The organism is Legionella nigrisilvae (assembly GCF_977063395.2).
Genome location: NZ_CDRUGZ020000020.1, coordinates 516,027 through 535,454, shown reverse-complemented (window position 1 = coordinate 535,454; position 19,428 = coordinate 516,027). Strand labels below are relative to the sequence as shown.

Here is a 19,428-nt window from a genome sequence, read left to right as displayed (position 1 = left end):
TAAGCATATCTAATTTTTCTTATACTTTAATTCGCTAAACTGATTTAAGCAATTGAATGAGATGTTGTATAAACTCTAAAAAAAACAGTAATCATATAAAGCGGTTAATTGAAACCTAGGTAGTTAGTGTTTATCTACGATATAATGATACAGAACGGTTGAGTGTCCTTGGAGCCAAAATTATTGTGAAAAAATTTATCATTGCCCTCATTGGTTTGCTATTAAGCAATTCGTATTATGGAATTGCTATTGCTGGAAATTCACATCATCATGCGATGAAAAATCCCTCAAAAAATTCATCGAAGTCACAGCAAAGTGCTACCATGCGATTATCAATTCAGAGGATAATTGAAAAAAAGGATAAGAAACTAGTCTTCCTCAAGTTATCTAAAACAACAAATAATAACCCAGTTACCCTAAACGATCTTGTTGAGGCACATACACAAAAGATTCATTTATTGATTATTGATGACAATCTCATGGACTACAGCCATGTTCATCCAGTTGAAACAACGACACCCGGTGTTTACCAATTTGAGTGGCAGCCTATCCTCAAAAATGCTTCTTATCGTGCATGGGCCGATCTATTGCCTGCGAATACAAAAATTCAGGAATATATTATTGCTGATTTTCCATCTCCTAAAAACATTAAGGGATTAGGAGGTCATATTGATCACCAGCCTTTATTTGAAAGCACTGTTGATGGCTATCAGTTCAAATTATCTTTTGATAAAACACCATTACAAGTGGGGCAACCAGCCATGGGTAAAATAGATATTGTTGATGCCAAGGGAAACCCAGTTCATACGTTAGAACCAATTATGGGTGCCTATGCTCACATCGTTGGTTTTAATGAAGACTTTAAAACCGTTACCCACGTTCATCCTATGTGGAAAGAACCCCAAAATAAGGCTGAACGTGGAGGACCCGAATTACAATTTCATATTGAGCCCAATAAAGCGGGATTTATTAAATTGTTCACCCAAGTACAAATTAATGGGAAAACACTTTTTGCCCCGTTTGGAATCCCAGTAAAAAATACAATGCAATATTAGATCCGCAATACTGGATACATCACTTGAATCACGAATCCATTCATCTCATATTGAACAAATAAAACTGGAGAAACCATCCATTGGCATGGTGGGTTAATTTTCTGGTAGTTGATTGATTTTCAATTTCATTGAATAGATATCAGATGACTTATCTTTGTGGCTTAAAGGTAAAGGAACTCTTACTTTATAAAGTTCTCCCCCATTTACTAAAACAAAAGCCTGCCCCTTTGGCAAAGAAATAATATCCTCTACTCCAATCATAGGCACAGAAGAAGTTTGTACTCTGTCCTCATTGGTTGTATTAAAATAAACCCCATCTTCCCCATGAGGTGTATCATTAACCATAGAAACTTGGGTATGTCCAATAACTCCAACTTGAGGCAGCACTTTAACCAGTAAATTGGCTGTTTCTTCATTTTTAACACGCAGCATAATTAGGGTATTAAAATTTCCCTCGGATACTTCTGCTTTAGCCCTGGAACCCAGTGCAACTTCCATATCTTGAATAGTTTGAGCGTAAGCGGTCACTTGAAAACCAGCACCGCCCGCTTTATTGAGAATCTTCACAAAAGAATCCTGGATAATCTCTGACAGCTCATCACAATGCAGATTCAATATATAACGAGCATTGGGTTCCTTGTAAATTTTACCAGCTGTAGAAACCAGATCTGACAAAAAAGCTTTACCCACTGCTTGGGCAATATTAGGATTAGTTAAACTATCTAAACCAATATAAAGCACTTTCTTATTTTTAATCACATCCATCAGCTCAATGTCACCTGCTTTGGCCTTTGACGATAGAATTTTTGAAGCATTACTTTTATTGATTTCAGACAATACAGGGCCGACGCTGGCTGTGATTTTTTCATAGTAGTGTTTATCCATAATAGCTGCATCATAAAGGTCTATCAGGATTTGGTCGTGAAGCGCTTCGGCATTGTTGCTTTTGATGGTTTTGTTGATGTGGTCTTTGACATATTGAATGACTGCCTGGTGGCGTTCCATAGGGGATTTGGTTTTATTGTTTTTACCAATCTTGCTGTCATGTTCCTCTATAATAGCTTCAATCTCTTGATGATATTTGGGATAGTGATTGGGTAGAATGGTGTCGGCATATGTCATCAATAGTTGATCTAATCGACTGATATAAAAGGCTATGGATTGGTAGGTAATGGGTTGTTTCATTTCTTCAAGACAAATGGCAACGATATTAACATATTTCCATGCAAAGGCTGCAAATTGCTTCCCTTCACCTTCTGCGGATATTGCATCGGTGATTCGTGTAGCCACTTCACTGATTTGGTCGAAATTTTTGAGAGGATTATATCGTGCGGATTTCTCTGGAAAGCCTAAGTGAACGATTTTGAAATCTTCTGTTCTGCCTGATACCTTACAGGCAGCCATCATGTCTCTAACCAAGTCCTGGTCGCCTTTAGGGTCTACAACAATAACGGCATCACCGTTTCGGATGTCCTGGTTAATCAGAATACTGGCTAATCGAGTTTTGCCGACTCTGGTAGTACCAACCACAAAAGTATGACCTACACGTACATCTTGAGGAATGTAAACTGGTTTATCTTCTTCTCCAACTCCGTGAAGGAAAGGACTTCCTCCGACGGGAGGATCGGGTCTGAATGGATTTAACTTGGAGCGGTTGTTAAGCCATTTTGCTAATCGAGTGTGTTCATGGTTTTGGCAGAATTGTCTGGCCAGCTGATAGCTATAGCTCCTTTGCATGAACTTTTCATTTTTGACCTGTTTGATTTGATGCAGCTTTTGGGTATGGCTTGGTCGCCAGCGGAAACCTTTACCTAGAAATAGCCAGTTTTTGGATAAAGGAATTTCTGTGGTGGATAGGGCATAGGTTGGCATGGCTAAAAGTCTGTGCTGATATCGCTTAACCTTTATTGCTTGCCATGCTCTAAAGACACCAGGGATTGATAGTGTAATCGCTGCATATAGACTCATTGTTTGCGTAAGCAAGAACAGATGTGGTTGGCTATAAGCGAGTAGAGCCAAAGACAAACAGGTAATCGCTGACCAGGCTTCGGTTGGTTCCCGAAATAGGTTATTAATAGGATATTCGCTCATAACATTCTCCAAATCATCAGTGCATCAATAAATAAGAAAATAGCCAGTAGATACCAGCGGACTTTGAGGGCTGTTTTGAGTTGTTCGGATGAGAGTTGATTATTAATCTGTATGCGTGTGACCAGCTTTGGCCATAACAAAATCAAAGCCAGATAAAGTAGTCCATGTAAGCCTAGAAACAACGGTTGTATATTAGCGAATGTATGTTGCCAACGAGTAAGAATATTTGTATTGATAATCCAAGGAGCAATTATCAATAAACCAATGATTGGTAAAATGGCTTGAATCAGTACTATAATGAATGAACGGATGTAATGTTTAATCATAGGGATAGCTCCAAATGAGAAAGGTATTTCGCTTGTTGGCGGTAGTTCTTGATGCCCTTGTTGGCGTAGCCGAGGATAAACCTGCTAAACGCTATTTGACTGTTTATGAGGCTCAAGAAAAATTTGATAAGGGCTTGATTAGTATTCGTGAATACAATGAATCCCTTGAGTCTAAATAAGGTCTTCATCGAAGACCTCCTGATATCACTTTAACGCCTGTTTTAGCTACCTGCATACCTGATTGACTTACGTTATCGCTATGGCGTTCAGTACCGCTGACTAAATCCATAAGACCTGCACCAGCGTCACCGCCAAAATGACTAGATAATCTGAGTAACAAAACGGGTGCTACAAAGTAAAACATTACAGCCATATTCTTCATGGCCGAAATAGCATCGTTTTCCCCTAATGGATCAAGCACAGAGCGTTCGAGAAATCCGACCAGATGCCAGAGGTATTGAAGAAAGATAGCCATAACAAACAAGGCGCACAGACTGCCCAACGCTCTTGGACTATAGCAACTTAAGGACAATACCATTGGCGTTAAAATGATTAAAAAGAACATGAAAAACGCTTGCATGACGGGCAGGGTTTGCATGATTGCTTCTCTTTTTAATGGGGTGGATGTCCATGATTTTGTCCATTGTCCGACATTGACCAGGCTATGGGTAATGGCAGATGCGACCTTTCCATTGTTATTATCCATGAGGTTTTGCACAGAACTGGTCTGCATGTCTTTGCTTTCTTGCAAGAGCATTTTCGCAATAAAATCTTCTGCGCTGATGTCTGCTTTCCAGGCTTTTGGGTGTTTCACTTTATATTGGCGAACTCTATCGAGCATGGCGTAGTAATTTAGATGCTTGTTAAAAACACTGGCCTGATTAGAGACTTCAACCAGGTCAGTTTTGATTTTGTTCCACCATTGCTGACAGCTTGGATATCCATCTTCTGGCAATCGTTCGGGTGGAATATCGCCACGATTAGCTGCTTTTTCAAGATTGCGATTTGGGGCTTGATGAAAGGTAAATCCTGACACGGGTTGGCGAGCGTGAAGTTTGCTGTAATACATCTTTTGCAGAATTTTAGAACCCATCCAGTTTAAATCATCTTCACCACCATAGCGTTTGAGCATAGGATCTAACTCACTGGCTTCATGCTTTTCACTATTGAATTGAGTTCTTGCTTCAATAAAACATTGCCTATGAAAATCCAATGCTTGTTTGCGAACGCTTTGGGGTAGATAGGTTGATACCAAATCGCCTTGAATAGATTGCAAACTATCGGTGCAACCCGTTACCTTCATAAGGCTGTAAGTGAAGCTCGACATGAAATTCTGGATAATGGCAAAGCCTATAGGAATTTTGACCTGGTTAGTCAGTAGATCTGCAAAGGCTTCATCATAAGTTGTGCCGCTGTCGCCAATGACCGCAGTCGTTGGGTTCTTTAGTCCACATAGGGGTTTAAATTGTAAGGCTTTGGTTTCCAATGGTACGCAAGGATAGACAAATAAACTGCATATCAGGAAAGTGACTGCCAATTCATAAAGGAAATTATTTAAAGCATGTTCCACAGCATAAAAAGCGCCAGCTGGATTAAGCACATTTTTAAGAAAGCGATAGCCAATGGCCAAAAAGCCAAGATATAACAGCCCTGTTTGCCACAGGGCGTTAAATAGAACCTCATACTGTTGCCAGCCTAGATAGGTGGTGTAGAGGGATAAAGGGTTAAAGACGATCATGATTAAGCTCCTTTATTTTCTTTGACGTAGATTGCACCATTTTTTACTGTTGGCTGTTCATGATCCTGGCCTGGGATATTTTGGTTTTGTGCTTGGTGGCGAATGTCCATGATGGTTCCCAAAGTCTCATTCATCATTTTTTTGCGGACATCGTTTTCAAATGACAATGAGTGAATGTCATCATCCAGTTTTTTCAGTGCAAAAAGGACCATGTTCATAGCAGGTTTTAAGTTTTGTACTTCTTGTACTTGCAGTCCTGCTTGTAAAATACGACGCATCATTAAGGCTTTATCCAACATGTTTTGGACAGCAATTTCCTCAGCTAACTTCGAGACAGTGAGCATCTGTTCTTCACGAGGTAAATGTTGAATTGTGATAATGACTTCATCAGTAATCAGTAAATTGGAGGCGCTGACTTTATGCAGATTTTCTTCGGTCAGTGTCCATGTACCATTGACTAAATTCCATAAGGCTTTGGCAATGTTCTGACTACAGGTATTAGCGTTCGCACAGCTTTGCAATAAGGCTGATAAGCCTATCCCTGCTTTAGCATCGTGATTTTGTTTGTTTTCACTGCTGCTGACTTGAATATCACCTAGAACCTTAACTGCCCAATTGGCAGCATCAGTAGGCGTTGGCCAGCTTAGTGTCATAGGGATTTTAGTACTTGGTTTCTCCAAGGAATTTAAAGGTTTTCTCTCCAAAAGAATGTTGTACCCAGCAATGACTACATCATTAATCACCTTAATGGGGCGTTGGAATTTACCGCCAGCATTGCCTTTATCGCTGCCTATCCAGGGTAGACCGTATTCATCTCGTTTTTGGGCAATACTTTTTGACGTTTCGGTCACATCGACGTTTTCCTTCTTAGCCCGTTTGGCAGCATCGAGCCATCCCTGACTATCTGATACTGATAAGATGCCTTCCATAGGAGATTGGTTTTGTTCCAATGCTTGTTTGACTTCCTGACAATCTTTAACTTTGAGGGTAAATTCATTTTGCGCGCTAGATGCAGCATTTTGTAGAACATTGTATAAAGCAGGCATGGACTGTTGTAGCTTATAAAGCGGAAATCCTGCGACAGAGCCTTTCAAATTATCAATTACACCGCCAGGGATATTTAATGCTGATTTCTTTAAATCCTGAAAAGTATTGGTAATGGATACCACAGGATTAAAACCGCTACAGGAAAAGCCCATACGGCCATCTATATCTGCACCAATAACCAGTGTTTGATCTTTATTGACGGGTGGAATAAATAAATTAGATGTTCCTCCTAATTCGTAATAGTAATCAGATTGGCTAGGCATAAAGCTGCCAGCTTGGATCAGAGAGGGGATTAGTAAACTAAGTAGTAGTGATTTCTTCATGGCATCGTCCTATCGTTTTTGAGGTTGTTCTACTTTGGGAAAGGTTAAAAAGTTCACGAGTTTGCCTTCGTGCTGGATACAGCCGCGGTATTTACGCCAGAGGACAAATACATAATTACCATTACCCGCTTTGTCATCTTCTGTACCAAAGTCCTGTGCATCCCCTGGGTGAATATTTCGGTTAATGGGGTAGATTTCCTGCCAGATGACCTTGGTGTTTCTGGGGTCATAAATGGCATTAGCTACTACACAGTTTCTCCCACAGGAATTACGAGTTGATTTGGTGACATGTAAGGGATTTTTATTGGTGACGATATCCGCTGCGTGCATGGCCGCTACAACTGAGGCTCTATAGTTATAGGGCTGAGTCACTCGCATTAATCTTGGAATTTCAGAACCCCAATTTTGGGTGAATGTGCCAATGTCATGATTAATTAATAGGTATGGATGAGTTCCCATATACAACAACTCAGCGGCTTCTGTTCTATCCATGACTGCATCAGCTTCGGCAAGATAATAAGGAACACCAAAACCTGTTTCAGGTCTATGTGACAGGTAAGGGATACGATAGAAAGCAGCAGGGCTGCCAATAACATCAACGATACGGGTGCGTTCATCATTAATATGAAGATCGGTGGTTTGGCCGCTGTCATTGCCAAAACCTAATTCAGAACCAGTCGCAGCTTTATAAGCTTGTTGATACAGTGTTCTTGCTGCTTTATTTTCGTAAAGCGTTCGTGCCTCAAGCCAGGGATTTTCTTCTGGCTTATTGCTGACAGTAATGATTAGATCAGGCAAGAATTGCTCAACCGCGGGCGTGACTTCAAGCCTGGGCGGTAGACGGCCTACAGCCCAGGTACAAGAACCAATCACTTTATAATGGCTGTTTTGAAATAGCTTTTGCAAGACCCGTGTGGCTATGATGAAGGTGTTCACTGGGTGAGGAGGGCTAGTGCTTTCTAAAGCAAAGGACAAGTTAGTCATAAAAATAAGTCCTATTGTGAATAGCAGTTTTAGGTTGTTCGAGTTTTTTAGCCATGATTTCGGCTGCTTCAAGTACATCATGTTCTTTCTCCAGAAGGTGACGTTGAGCTTTTTCTGATTTTTCGGTCATTAACAGTGCTAGTAGGTAGCGAGGTGGAATGACGCGAAACAAACCCTGATAACGTGACCCTAATAAAACCGCTTCTGCATACAAGCCTTTTTGCGAATCAATATCTCTGATTAATGTTTCCTGCTGTGGTGTTAGGGATTTAAAGCGTTTTACGTCAGTGATTTCTTTTTCATCTAGTCCCAATAAAATCCAGGTTTCAATCAACGATAAAATTTTGGTGGCCTTTTCTGAATTCATGTCCGTGACGTTTTGGGTAATAGCAACCAGCCAAAGACCGAGCTTTCTTGCTACTTTGGCAATCAGTAAACAAACGGTCACAACAGAAGGGATTTGAAATTGCAAATGGGATTCATCAATAAAGAGAAAGGTTGGTCTGTTATCGTTTTGAGTAGCTTCTGCCATAGCCAGTATTCTTGGCAATAATGAAACCATTACCAAGGCCAGCTTTCCGGTATCATCCTTAATGGCTGAAATATCAACATGAAAAATATCAAAGTCACCTAAAGGCTCTGTCGACACATTAAAAAAACGAGATTTGGCACTGTTAATCACATAACTGTTAAGTCGATCGTGCATATCAAGGATGCGGTCTTTTTTGCGAGCAACTGTTTCTCTATCAAGTCGTCGTTTAAAAGCACTTACAATATGCTCAGTGAGCATTTGCGGTATGTCATTGTTAAAGGACGTTAAAATCGCATCACTTAACACTTCGATTAATAGAGTTTCATCAGCCAAAGTAAATTGTTCTTCTTCCAAAGCATTAGCCTCAGTAATCATGGTACGTAAAGCTAAAGCAAGCTCGGCCAGATAGGAGCGGTGACCATCACCACAGACCACGTCTTCTGAATTAGCAGGTTCTTGAAGGTTGCTCTTTAATTCCATGATTTTTTGAGCAATTAAGGTAGCCTGCTTTGTACTTAAATTATCTGTGATTTCGGGAATAGCTTTATATGCTTCACAAAATGGATTTAATGGGACTGCTTCATCTTTCTTATTGCTTAGTAATAACTGTTTGGTCTTTTTACCGTGCGCTTTGGCGTGAATGAGTATCCTGTCAAAAGAGTTCCCCATTTCAAAAAGCACTATTCGGGCATTTTTCATGGCTAATAAAGATTGAATCATCCAACCCGTTAAAACCGACTTGCCACCACCAGAGTTTGCAAAAATAGCGCAATGAGAATTTTGGCTAACAAAATCATGATGCAGTAAGTCAAAAAAAACAGGTTCACCCAAACGATTGAAAAAGGGGAAACAAGGTAAATGCCTTGCACCTTGGTTGCGTCCATAGACCGGAAGCAGTGCTGCCAGCTCAGTGGCATACATCAGACGATCAAAACATAAATATTTACGGGCATAGTGGGGATCAAAATTAAAGGGCAGAGCATTGAGCCAGGAATTTAGAGGATGGAGATCATAGTTGGAATGAATCAAGGGCATTTTGGCATCGTTGAAAATCGCGTGCAGATTTTTTTCTATGATTTGAGCTTGTTGCTCATCTTCAGCTTGATAGAAAATGGCCTGATTAACCCAGAACAATCGATTGCCCATACTTAACTCATTACGGGCTGTCCTAATATCATCTCGGACTTCCTGAGGTTTTAGACTGGTTCCTACGATTCCTTTTTCCAATCGCGTTAAATGGGAATCAAGATTTTCATCATGACTAAAGACGACTTGGATTGTGTAGATGCTTCCTTCTGGCAAGGTATCTAAAAGTGCGTATCGATGTTTGGGATTAGCTTGCTGTCTTTCTCGTGAGACTAATCCAATGATAGGCGCTTCTTTTAACCCGTCAACATACAGAATTCTTTGTTTGTTTCCTTCAAAAACAAACCCATCTTCATCGCTTACAGGTGGCGTAAAGAATACATTTTGCGCTAGGTTAAATCCTGCTGGTATGGGATTCGGATAAGGGTATTGTTCTAATATCTCGTCAGCTGATTTGGGATTAAACCAACGTATCCACCACTGGTAATAATCTTGCCCTTTGAGGCGTTTGATTTCCAGCCCTGGTGAGCGCAGTTTGGTTTCAATCTGACTAATGACTTCTTGATGTTCGAGAAGAATTTGCTCTCGGGGTAGATTGGTTTGGTGTAATTGTCTATAAAACAAAACTCTGATTCTTCGTCTTCGTCCACGGTAGGGTGCGCCTGTTTTGGGATCAATAAATAAGCCTTCGGGTCGGGTCATTTTATTGTAAAGATCGTGCAGGCGTTTTAAATAATCTTGCGTTAATGGACTGTCTCTAAATTGTTGGGGGATTTGGGTTTTAATATGAGTAATAACGGGATCAAGGCAATATTCGTCTTGAACAAACATCTGCATGACCCAAGGATCAACGGCATGTAGTGGAACTACGGATGCAAAGGTATCCCGAATTTTATGAAATACCGCTTGTAAATACTCAGAGGAGGCTGCTTCTGCCTGAATATCACCTAATTCAAATCCTGAGCCTAGACTTTTGCCATCGGCAAATAAAAAGACCTGCTCTTGTTCATTAAAATCAACAATAGTCAATCTATCGGCAAAAGAAGGTAAAGGATTGGCGTAACGCTTTTTAACAGCTTGTTCTTTTATAGCTTGGGGATTCATTTCTCCAAGCAACCAGTTAGATAATCGTTTCATCATGTCTCCTTAATACAGTTCTGATGCCAAGGCATACTGGTTTTGCTTGTAAAGGAAAAAGCGAGTCGTGTAGGCAGGCTTGATGATTTGTTCATCACCCAATTGCGCCACATGCGCAAAAACATGGATAGGCACTTCGGGGTTAGGCAGTTGCTTAAATTCTTCTCCCGAATCATCAAGACGCATCTGTTGGTAAACAGGCTTTTGTATTGGTTGTTGCAGGCTCTGCTGATACAATTGGCTGACTGTTAAGCCCTGCTCAGGAATGGCGTTTTGCGACATCCTGGCAGTGGAACAAGCGCTTAATGCCAGACTAGCGCAAAGCATTATCAAAGTTTTTTTGTTGATGGTAACCATAATCTAATACCCTCCCTTGGTGTTCTTTATCAATGGCTATGGTTTGGCTGAAATGTAAACTGAGTTGATTAGGGACAAACCCTGTATGGCCGCGGATACTTGCAGGAACAAAGACCATATCGAAGCTGCCCTGGATTCTTTTCTCAAGCCAGTCAGTAATCTTTTGGCTGCCTTCGTTGATTGCGCCACCAGCAGCAAAGTGTGCTAAGTCGCCTGTAGGTGTGGCAATGGCAGAACCTCCGTCTGCCTGATAACTCATTTGCCATTTAGATAGGGCATTTCCTGCACCTTGAATACCGCCAGCTGCCATGAAGGCTGTTAATACTCTAGGGGCATTGGTGATGTATTGTCCTTTGATACAAGGATTACCGAATTGCGTGGTCAGGTAACCAATGCTGTCGTTATTCACCAGCTCTGCGGAGCTTTTCATTTGTTCTTGGCCGACATTCACAAAATGCCCATCCTCAAAGACAAATAAGGCTGAGGTGACATAGGCACGAACACAGCTGATGTTATCGAGAAAGGAACCAACGCCAATCGAATAACCGCTGATTTTCATACCAGTGATTTCTTCGGGTAGTTGCATCCCATTGGCTGTCATTAAATCCCCTCGACTGACAATTGCTGTGAAGGGAAATAAAGGCTGCATGAGTTTGCCTTCAACAGGAACTTCGCCGATTAAAGCTGATAAGAGCGTGATTTTGCTGAAATCGCTGCCAGCTGGAATAGTATAGAATGGCGTTTTTGTTGGACCTTCTTCCTTGATAGGGGATTCATGTTCATTGAAGATTTTGCTTTCAGTTGGGGCTTTATCTAGCAAGGTATCTAAATCTTTGATTTGACCTGTTAAGGGCACTGGTTTTCCTTCCATTGGATAAGATTGTGATTGATGTTCAGTCAGTGCAGTCAGTTGTTCTTTAAGCGCTTGTAACTCATCTTGCAGTGTATGGCTGGCTTCTTGTTTGGGTTGTTTTAATTGTTTTTGCAGCGATTTATTCTCTTTGTGCATTTGATCTAATTTCTTTTCTGTTTCTAATAATCGCGCGGAAACATCACGAATATTGTCATTGAATTGGCTTGCTATAGCTTCGCCAAAATTATTAGGATTGGGCGTGTTGTTGTTAACCGGTGCGCTATGACGGCTATTAATAAGAATCATAATGACCGCAAAAACCACCGAGCCTGCCAGAATTTTAATGCCATTGTTTTTATTCATCGGCTGTACCTCGCTTGTTGAGTTAAAGCTGCTGCAAAAGGCTGATCAGAGACTAAAAAGACAGTGGTGCTTTGATGCTGGTTGCGTGCTGGCAATTCATTTTTGGGATAGAAGCTCGCGGTTTGCCAATGCCCCATCAGTTTGGTGAATGGCAGCTTTATAGGTTGATTCAGCAAATTTTTTAAATCGACTGCGGTGACGTAAAGATTGCCGCCACGCCATGAAGCCAGAGGATGAGCTTCAATGCTTGCACCATAAAACAAAGGGATGGTTTTATTGGTTTGCATAGGTGAGCGGTAAATTCCCTCTGGAATTTCTCTGACCCGTTCAGGCGAATACAAGGCTTGAATGGCAAAACGGGTTAATTGAATAGCGTTGTATTCATATTGACTGGCTCCTGCATTAAGGTTGATTTTGGGATCATCTATCAGAATCTCAATCGGCGTGGTGTTGATTGCTTTCTCATTGGCATTAAGATTAAGAATAACCACTTCGCCTTCAGGCAATAACTGGACAATCAAGCGAGAATCTTTGAATGATTCTTTGGCTTTAAGATACAAGCTACCTTTGACTTTCAGAATATCGAGGCTGGCACTGAGTTGTTGATCAATCACCTTAATGGCTTGGGGAAACTGGACTAACCGCTCTTTATTGATCGGTAATTCAATTGTTAAAGGAACTTTTTCCCAAACCAGGTGTTCACTTTGCAGGGCATGGCTTAGGTGCATCACAGCAAAGCACAGAGCGAATAAGCTAATTTTAATGAGTTTCATGGTGTTCCTCCGTGTCGACCAGTAAATCTTGTAAACGTTCTTCAGGACGGGTATAGCCATCCAGAGCTAATTGAAAAGGGTTGTGAAGACGCGACAGGTTGAGCTTGACCACACGAAGGTGATAAGCCACTACTTTGTCAGCAATGACCATGGCAGAGTTGTCTTTGAGCCTTTGCGTAATGCGTAGTATCAGCTTGACTTCCCAGGTATCGGGACCAATTTTTTTAATGTCTTGCGGTTCCATAAAGCGATAGAGACTTGCTACTTGAGTGCGGTCAAAGAGTTGAGCGTTTTTATAAGCTGCCAGGGTTTCACGAAGTAACTGCTCATGCCGTGATGTGAAGTAATAATGAAAGGCTTTAATGTTTAGGTTGAATTCTTCTTTGCCTTTATTAGACCAGCTGTAGAGTGTCGGCATTAAGGAAGTCACATATCCTTGCACGTATTCATTCGGTATTTCGCTTGCCTTCATTAAACCGCCATTAGCAGCCATATTAGGACTAAGCCAGAATTCATAGCGTTTGGGCATGATCATCAGGTTAATAATTAATGCTAAGATGATGATTGATAACACACCGATAAAAGCCAGTAATAAACGATTGTGATGTTGTAGGCTGTCGATTTTTTTCCAGTAGTTAAACATGCGGCTCTCCAACAGATTTATTCTTTTGCCAAGTTCCCTGGTAATGAATCCAAGGTGAATGTTTGAGCCTTAATCGCACCATCCACTGAATCGTTTTCTTCATCACATAACCATAGGGCTTACCTGCTTTGATGCGGGAAACTCCTTTAGGCCACACAGTAATAGACAGAATGAATCCAATCACAAAACCGATGCAGCCAGAGGCCAGCGGAAACTCAACCATTGCTCCTAAGAGAACGAAGAACAGGGTAGTTGCTGGGGTTGTGGTGATAACAATCCAAAATAATTCACGAAGACTTAAACCTTTCCAGGCTGGGAAGTCGTGTGACAGATGGCGCGAAGAAGGCTGACTCATATTTCACCTCCTATATTTTGAACTTGGTAATCATGGTGTAACCCACATAACCAGAAGCAATGCTAATGGCTAAATAGGTGATGCCCATTACGGCAAAAGTACCGAAGGCCACCATGGATCCTTCGTTCTTTTTAGACTCTTCAATACCGTGTTGTACCGTGGTAATGAATTTAATAAAGGTCACAACAGCGGTAATGAAGAGCAATAAACCCAGACCTTGTTTGACGTAATTCCCTGTCACGGTCATCATGCTTTTAGAGCCGTCCCCGATGTTGTCCGCGTCGGAAATTTTAGGGAACCAGTTATCTGCCAATAGCACAGGGGCATATAAGATATTTACTACTCCAAGGCAGATTGAGCGAAGCATTGTTTTCATGTTGTCTCCTTAACAAATAAAACTAAAATGAAGATCATCAGACCAATCACTAATCTGATGAGCCGAGAACCCAGACGCAGTAAGTATCCATGTTGTTGTTTTTCCTCTGCGTCCATCATGTGGTTGACAGACCACATCACCGCTAATATCACCAGGGCTATGGCAATAAAGCGGATACTGCCGGAAAAGACTTGTGCCGATATGTTATTGCTTGCTTGTTTAAAGGTGGTGGCAAACATTCTGGCTATTTCGTCTTTACTCATTAGGGTTTCCTCACAAAGTCCATTTCCAAGGCCTTGATCTTGCGTGGTGCAATGATTGGTTGATTGATGTAATCAATCAGGCCATTGCGAATATTCAGTAAATCTTCTCTTAAACCTGCATGATATTGGCCTTGGACATCTTCAAATCCTTCAATTTGTAATTGGATACGGGTATTGGGGGTTATCTGTGTTTGTGCTTCATCAAGCAGGGGCATGATGGCGTTAATCTGGTTAATGATGCGCACCAGCGTTTCATTTAAATCAGGGTTATTCGCCCAGCTGTGTAGGCTTATCATCATAAAGGTCAAACAAAGCAATCGTTTCATGGTTTCTCCCTATAAATACTTTTTAAAGCGACTGGCCGTCATGGCCACCATTAATCCCATCAATAAACTGATAGGAACAAAGACATAAGCAGGGGTGATGCTGACAGGCAGGGCAAGCCAGAGCATGAGTAAAATCACAAGTCCCTTTTTTAAATAGTGGTTAAGTCTGTGGAATAAATAAGAGGATTCACGGCCTAAGCAAGCGGTGCGTATTGCTCTTTGGTTAAGACCATCAACTAGACCTGCAACCATAGTCAGGGCAAATAAAGGCATGGCAGCGAATAAAATAATAAGTTTGATTAATAGACATTGACTGCTTAATAAAACCAGCTGGAAAAACTGTTGTGATTTTTCGAGTAAGTCTGCTGCAAATTCATTAATCGCTAATTTGTTTAAATAGGGAATAGTCAGCGTCCAGCTAGGTTTGGCATCTAAGGGTAGGGCTGCCAATAGTGAACCTTGATAAACAGGGGTGATGGCTTCTCGTTGAGTATTTACAAGGACATTGACCTTATCAAAGGCAAATGGATAGCCATGAAGCATCCATTGACTTACAGCCCAGATAAGCAACGCTAACCAACCCAAGAAAAGAACTAAAGTCAGCTGCATAGTCATTTGTCTGGAATATTGTTTTACTGCCATACAGCCCCCTCAGCAATGATTAAGGGGTAATGTTGTTCACGGATGTAATTCAGCAATGGATCAACATTGACGGGTAATAGTGGCAATTTAAACTTTTCTTGCAGAGCTACAATGGTTTCAAAGTCATTCACATTGGTGATGAACCCAGTGGCTTGCATGGATTTTAATTGCTCTTGATGTTGTTCTAACCATTTGATGGATTCTCTATCCGCGCCTATGACAAATAGAGCCATGTTTAACAGATTGGTATCCAATTTTTTGCGGCTTACTTTGCCAACAGTGGCTTTGCTCTTTGCTGGTACGCCAATAGGGCTAGACAGATTAAGTCTTAATGACGCATCACTTTGTGACAGCGTTAAAGGAATCACATTCATGCTATGAACATTTAAAGCGACCAACAGCAAGAGCAAAATCCTAATCATTAAAATCTCCCTAAATCGACGACTTGCGAAGTTTTGCCTTTTGCCAGTAAGAGCAAGGGTGTTTGTTTCTTGTCGAGTTTTAAGCCCTCATACTGTTGGCTACCTGGGTTCAAGGTGATTTGTTGACTGGTCACCAAATGGATAGGGATTTGATGTCTGTTAGCCCAAAGTTGGATAGCGCTATTGTCCATATCCAGAAAGAGAAGATTGAGCTTGGTGTTTGGTGTACGGCTAATAGCATCGACCAGTTGCAGTACAATGGTGGTTACAGCGTCATCGGCTCTTATAAAGAAATAGAGCGTTTCACTTTCTTTTAATTGAATGGGTTGATGTGCATAGGGAGAGTAAGGAGATGGATCAAAATCACCGACTACAGGCACATCTTTAAACAGTTGGTTATAGGCTTTGTAAAAGGCATTATTCCAGGCTATGTTTTGCGCGACCTTTTGGGCTTCTTGAAGGGCAGCAAGTTCGGCGAAATGAGCTCGTTCAGCGTCATTCTTGGCATTTAGTCCAAGAATATCAACGGGTGTCATACGTAGGTCTTTGTAGTAAATACCACTTCTGCTTTGTATTAATTGCAGATAGCGTTTTTCTTCTGCCTCACTTAATCCCCATGCTTTGGCTTCCTGTTTTTGTAAGTCGTTAAGTTGAAAATCTTTGTCTTCAATAACTTCATCATGAAATTCGGCCAGACCTGCTTTCGTCAACGCATTATCAGCACTGAGCATAGGTGGTGTGGCAATACCTGGGATATACAAACCGGCAATTGCCTGTTGACCCAGGAGTAACCCGATTGCCAGTGTGGACAGCTTAAGCATGGCTCACCTCTTGTTGACTTAGATGAACCCGCAGATGCGCATTGTCAGCATTTTCAAATTCTATGGTTTGCTTCGCAAAGTCGATCTCAAAGACAGTCCATCCTGCCAAGGAATCGCCTTTTTCCAACGCTTGGGTTTTGTAGTGGTAGGAAACAGAGGCAACAGAAACTTCTTGGATACTGTCTATGCTTAATACTTTAAACGGTAGTTGATTTGCAGGAAGCATTTTGACAGGTTGCTTTTTCTCATCCAGATGGCGTAATAAATCAGTAATGCCTTCAAGCTGTTTCTTAATTGCGATTTGTTCAGTTGTAAACATTTCACCTAATTGGTGTTCATCTTTATTTTGTATTTGTTGAATGAACGCTCCCAATTGTTTTATGTTTTTGGTAATAGGCGATAAATCCGGTTGTTCAACAGGTTGATTGAGTTGTTTTTGTATAGTGGTTAATCGCTCATCCAGCGTATTAAATTTATTGTTCTCAATAGAGGGTTGGCTTTTTAAACAAATGAATACGACCAACAATCCGTTTAACAAAAGAAGACTAAGCCATTTGGCATCAAAATACTTTTTCATCCTGCTCTCCTTGCTATCAGACTAAAATTGATTTCTCTTAACAGGTCATCCTGCTTGAGATTGAATAGATGCTGACCGACCAATACCGTCAATCCATCGGTAATCGTTAAAGGTCCTAAATTTCTACTAACCTGTGGTAGTGGTTGTTGAAATACTTGTTGTAGGCTTTCGCTTTGTTTTTCTTTTGGAGCAAGGTGATACCCTGAATAACGAAGCCAGTAATTCACTGCTTCTCCTATAGTTTGTATGGATGCAGGAAAATGAATCTGTTGAACAGTTTTCAATGGATTTATCTGAGCTGCCAAAGGTTGATTGTTGAGCGTGGCATAGCGACCGACTTGGGTTATATTAGCTGCCTGAGCATTTAGGCTACATAAAACAAAACTACAAAGCAGAAATTTTCTAAGCATGATTGCCTCCTGATTCTGTGGATTTATCCCTTAATTTTTGAGCCAGGGCATGTTGTTCCATTGCTTTTTGGATAAAGACCTCTTTACGTTCAACATCAATATGTTTGGGAGCATCTATACCTAATTTGATTAGTCCTTCCTTTTCAGAGATAAGAAGTACTTTGATTCTGCCTTTATCAATGTAAATTGCTTCGCCCATACGACGGATTAGAATTAGCATGATGTTTTCTCCTTAGCTTCTTTGAAGAGGTAGTCTTTCATTTGGTCGATATGAAGTTGGACGATTTTGGGATCGGTAGGGATATGCGGTTCAGTTTTTTGTTTTAACACTTCTTGACGGGCTTGGATGCCTTTTTGGATGTTGGTGCAGTACTCATAAAAAATCGGCAGACAAGGAGGAACAGCCAGCTTTTTCTTTATTTGTTCTAAAGCAAGTTTCAACACTTGATTGTCAAATTCTTTCAAGCCTTCTGACCATTCACGTTTTGAGACCTCGAGAAAATTAGTGTTGCTGTAAGTTGAGACCCACAGATAGCCATAAATTGCTGCAAGGCGCATAAACAGTGTATCCATTCTCTTATCGTACTCTGGAGTTGTCGAATGAGAGGACATTGCTTCCTGACTCTGGGGGTTCATCAAAGTCGAAATCGAAGTTTGCATCTTTGCAGGATTCAGTAAGGATATCTGTTGCTGATTTTTTTCGAGAACGCGCTTGATTGGCTTCATTTTGCTGCTCCTCTTGGGTTTTTAAGGTAAGTAATTCATCGTTCCAACATTTGCGTGAAAGCCAGGTGGCTGGGTATTTCCAGTTTGGCAGCCACTCGCCGAAAAACTCCATTTCCTCACGGTTATTAATTTGGGCTTGCAAGCCTGTTAGTATTTGTTCAATCAACTGTTCATCTGGTTGCAGATAACCAAACTCACGCCAGGCTTTAGTTCGGTCTTGTTTTAAAGGATAAAGAGACCAAAATTTTTCAAATTGCTGCTGTAAAAAAATAAAACGATCTTTGGAGTTATGAGGTGTGTCGGGTTTTGTGTTTTGCGCTGTGTTGGGTTTTTGATATTTTTTGTCGTAACTTGATGATTTAATATTATTTTTATCGTTCGGGTTTGTGCTGGGTTGAAGTGTCGGGTTTGTGTCGGGTTTATTTTGAACAGACAAATCCGAATTGGCTAATAAGCATTTTAAAATGAGTTGTTTACCAATAGATTTGATCTCCACTAACCCAGCGCGCTCAAGCGCATAGATGATACGGCGTAATTGCGGACGACTAGGGCTACCTGAATGTTCAAAACCTTGGTGGGGTTCAACATAGAGGGCTTCAGCAAGCTGTTGATAGCTGATTTTACGCTTAACACCTACCAGAAAGGTATTACGGTCCATATACGGACGAATCCCCAGCAAATAGGCTGATTGCTGGATATAAGGTAACCCCATCAGAGCTGATAATTCATCGGTATTAACAAACAAAAATCCCATTTTTCTATTTCATCCCTTCAAAAGCACCATCAAAAAACAGCGCTTGCACTATCAAATGATTTCAATTAGTATCAATCAATAACACGAAGTGTGTTGTTGATAACCCATTGTAAATAAGCACTTTTTAGTGTCAATGGGGTATTTCCGTTTGATAGCAAATGAACCTAAATGAACATGAAAAAAATTATTGGCAGTAGGATTGCACAGGCAAGAAGGGCGAATGGATTGACGATTAAGGTTTTGGCTGATAGGACAGGATTTGGGGCTGCCAGGATTGGGAATTGGGAGCAGGGAACCAGGAGTCCTGGGCCGGAAGAGGCTAAGAGCTTGTCTAAGGAATTGCAGGTTGCGGCTTCTTGGTTGCTTTGTTTGACAGATGACCCATTAGGTGAACGAGTTGAAAAGAGCATAATTGCCAACACAAAATACGAGTAAATGTTTTCACAAG

The 19,428-nt window shown here is 41.0% G+C and carries 25 protein-coding genes; 3 read left to right on the top strand and 22 right to left on the bottom strand.

Annotated features, from left to right (window positions below; all coding sequences use genetic code 11):
• The first annotated feature begins 185 nt into the window (after positions 1-185).
• The gene (locus tag ACWTE2_RS11060) at positions 186-1,055 is read left to right on the top strand and encodes a hypothetical protein (RefSeq protein ID WP_028389632.1); all 870 of its coding nucleotides are present in this window, start codon (positions 186-188) and stop codon (positions 1,053-1,055) included.
• A 93-nt stretch (positions 1,056-1,148) separates the two neighbouring features.
• Here the strand turns inward: ACWTE2_RS11060 and traD are convergent, their stop codons facing one another.
• Both traD and ACWTE2_RS11050 read right to left on the bottom strand, forming a co-directional pair.
• The gene (gene traD, locus ACWTE2_RS11055) at positions 1,149-3,146 is read right to left on the bottom strand and encodes a type IV conjugative transfer system coupling protein TraD (RefSeq protein WP_014842601.1); all 1,998 of its coding nucleotides are present in this window, start codon (positions 3,144-3,146) and stop codon (positions 1,149-1,151) included.
• Positions 3,143-3,472, bottom strand: coding sequence for a hypothetical protein (locus ACWTE2_RS11050; RefSeq protein WP_014842600.1), 330 nt, complete (start codon positions 3,470-3,472; stop codon positions 3,143-3,145). Before ACWTE2_RS11050 ends, traD begins: the two co-directional genes overlap by 4 nt.
• A 14-nt stretch (positions 3,473-3,486) precedes the next feature.
• Here ACWTE2_RS11050 and ACWTE2_RS11045 point away from each other — a divergent pair, with 14 nt between their 5' ends.
• A complete protein-coding gene (locus ACWTE2_RS11045; RefSeq protein ID WP_010652859.1) occupies positions 3,487-3,651 on the top strand; it encodes a hypothetical protein in 165 nt (54 codons plus the stop codon).
• Between the two features lie 5 nt (positions 3,652-3,656).
• On the opposite strand, the gene ACWTE2_RS11040 is transcribed toward ACWTE2_RS11045, so the two are convergent.
• The 20 genes from ACWTE2_RS11040 to ACWTE2_RS10945 are packed head-to-tail and all read right to left on the bottom strand — an operon-like array spanning position 3,657 to position 18,980.
• A complete protein-coding gene (locus tag ACWTE2_RS11040) occupies positions 3,657-5,210 on the bottom strand; it encodes a conjugal transfer protein TraG N-terminal domain-containing protein (RefSeq protein ID WP_014842598.1) in 1,554 nt (517 codons plus the stop codon).
• A gap of 2 nt (positions 5,211-5,212) precedes the next feature.
• Complete coding sequence (locus ACWTE2_RS11035) at positions 5,213-6,580, bottom strand: integrating conjugative element protein (protein WP_014842597.1); 1,368 nt, start codon at positions 6,578-6,580, stop codon at positions 5,213-5,215.
• A 9-nt stretch (positions 6,581-6,589) separates the two neighbouring features.
• On the bottom strand, positions 6,590-7,564 hold the full coding sequence (locus ACWTE2_RS11030; RefSeq protein WP_014842596.1) for a TIGR03756 family integrating conjugative element protein: 975 nt from the start codon (positions 7,562-7,564) through the stop codon (positions 6,590-6,592).
• Positions 7,557-10,319: a conjugative transfer ATPase gene (locus ACWTE2_RS11025; RefSeq protein WP_028389631.1), complete on the bottom strand. Its 2,763-nt coding sequence runs from the start codon at positions 10,317-10,319 to the stop codon at positions 7,557-7,559. Before ACWTE2_RS11025 ends, ACWTE2_RS11030 begins: the two co-directional genes overlap by 8 nt.
• Positions 10,320-10,328: 9 nt before the next feature.
• Entirely contained in the window at positions 10,329-10,676 is a 348-nt protein-coding gene (locus tag ACWTE2_RS11020) for a hypothetical protein (RefSeq protein WP_010652864.1), read from the bottom strand.
• A complete protein-coding gene (locus ACWTE2_RS11015) occupies positions 10,633-11,892 on the bottom strand; it encodes a TIGR03752 family integrating conjugative element protein (RefSeq protein ID WP_014842593.1) in 1,260 nt (419 codons plus the stop codon). The genes ACWTE2_RS11020 and ACWTE2_RS11015 overlap by 44 nt, the downstream gene beginning before the upstream one ends.
• A complete protein-coding gene (locus tag ACWTE2_RS11010) occupies positions 11,889-12,665 on the bottom strand; it encodes a TIGR03749 family integrating conjugative element protein (RefSeq protein WP_014842592.1) in 777 nt (258 codons plus the stop codon). Before ACWTE2_RS11010 ends, ACWTE2_RS11015 begins: the two co-directional genes overlap by 4 nt.
• A complete protein-coding gene (locus ACWTE2_RS11005; RefSeq protein ID WP_014842591.1) occupies positions 12,652-13,308 on the bottom strand; it encodes a DUF2895 family protein in 657 nt (218 codons plus the stop codon). The genes ACWTE2_RS11010 and ACWTE2_RS11005 overlap by 14 nt, the downstream gene beginning before the upstream one ends.
• A complete protein-coding gene (locus ACWTE2_RS11000; RefSeq protein ID WP_010652868.1) occupies positions 13,301-13,663 on the bottom strand; it encodes a TIGR03750 family conjugal transfer protein in 363 nt (120 codons plus the stop codon). The genes ACWTE2_RS11005 and ACWTE2_RS11000 overlap by 8 nt, the downstream gene beginning before the upstream one ends.
• Before the next feature lie 10 nt (positions 13,664-13,673).
• Entirely contained in the window at positions 13,674-14,039 is a 366-nt protein-coding gene (locus ACWTE2_RS10995; protein WP_010652869.1) for a hypothetical protein, read from the bottom strand.
• Complete coding sequence (locus tag ACWTE2_RS10990) at positions 14,036-14,302, bottom strand: hypothetical protein (protein WP_010652870.1); 267 nt, start codon at positions 14,300-14,302, stop codon at positions 14,036-14,038. The genes ACWTE2_RS10995 and ACWTE2_RS10990 overlap by 4 nt, the downstream gene beginning before the upstream one ends.
• The gene (locus ACWTE2_RS10985) at positions 14,302-14,628 is read right to left on the bottom strand and encodes an RAQPRD family integrative conjugative element protein (protein WP_014842590.1); all 327 of its coding nucleotides are present in this window, start codon (positions 14,626-14,628) and stop codon (positions 14,302-14,304) included. Before ACWTE2_RS10985 ends, ACWTE2_RS10990 begins: the two co-directional genes overlap by 1 nt.
• 9 nt (positions 14,629-14,637) lie before the next feature.
• The gene (locus tag ACWTE2_RS10980) at positions 14,638-15,270 is read right to left on the bottom strand and encodes a TIGR03747 family integrating conjugative element membrane protein (RefSeq protein WP_028389630.1); all 633 of its coding nucleotides are present in this window, start codon (positions 15,268-15,270) and stop codon (positions 14,638-14,640) included.
• Positions 15,261-15,692 carry an integrating conjugative element protein gene (locus tag ACWTE2_RS10975; protein WP_010652873.1) on the bottom strand — a complete coding sequence of 144 codons (432 nt, stop codon included), beginning with the start codon at positions 15,690-15,692 and terminating at the stop codon, positions 15,261-15,263. Before ACWTE2_RS10975 ends, ACWTE2_RS10980 begins: the two co-directional genes overlap by 10 nt.
• Positions 15,692-16,513, bottom strand: a complete 822-nt coding sequence (locus tag ACWTE2_RS10970) for a TIGR03759 family integrating conjugative element protein (protein ID WP_010652874.1) — start codon at positions 16,511-16,513, stop codon at positions 15,692-15,694. The genes ACWTE2_RS10975 and ACWTE2_RS10970 overlap by 1 nt, the downstream gene beginning before the upstream one ends.
• Positions 16,506-17,090, bottom strand: coding sequence for a hypothetical protein (locus tag ACWTE2_RS10965; RefSeq protein WP_014842588.1), 585 nt, complete (start codon positions 17,088-17,090; stop codon positions 16,506-16,508). Before ACWTE2_RS10965 ends, ACWTE2_RS10970 begins: the two co-directional genes overlap by 8 nt.
• Entirely contained in the window at positions 17,087-17,500 is a 414-nt protein-coding gene (gene pilL2 / locus ACWTE2_RS10960) for a PFGI-1 class ICE element type IV pilus protein PilL2 (protein WP_010652876.1), read from the bottom strand. The genes ACWTE2_RS10965 and pilL2 overlap by 4 nt, the downstream gene beginning before the upstream one ends.
• Complete coding sequence (locus tag ACWTE2_RS10955; protein WP_010652877.1) at positions 17,493-17,720, bottom strand: carbon storage regulator; 228 nt, start codon at positions 17,718-17,720, stop codon at positions 17,493-17,495. Before ACWTE2_RS10955 ends, pilL2 begins: the two co-directional genes overlap by 8 nt.
• Positions 17,714-18,073, bottom strand: coding sequence for a hypothetical protein (locus tag ACWTE2_RS10950; protein ID WP_014842587.1), 360 nt, complete (start codon positions 18,071-18,073; stop codon positions 17,714-17,716). The genes ACWTE2_RS10955 and ACWTE2_RS10950 overlap by 7 nt, the downstream gene beginning before the upstream one ends.
• Before the next feature lie 4 nt (positions 18,074-18,077).
• Positions 18,078-18,980, bottom strand: coding sequence for a hypothetical protein (locus ACWTE2_RS10945; protein WP_010652879.1), 903 nt, complete (start codon positions 18,978-18,980; stop codon positions 18,078-18,080).
• Positions 18,981-19,148: 168 nt separating this feature from the next.
• Between ACWTE2_RS10945 and ACWTE2_RS10940 the strand changes: the two genes are divergently transcribed.
• Entirely contained in the window at positions 19,149-19,415 is a 267-nt protein-coding gene (locus ACWTE2_RS10940) for a helix-turn-helix domain-containing protein (protein WP_010652880.1), read from the top strand.
• Positions 19,416-19,428 lie beyond the last annotated feature (13 nt).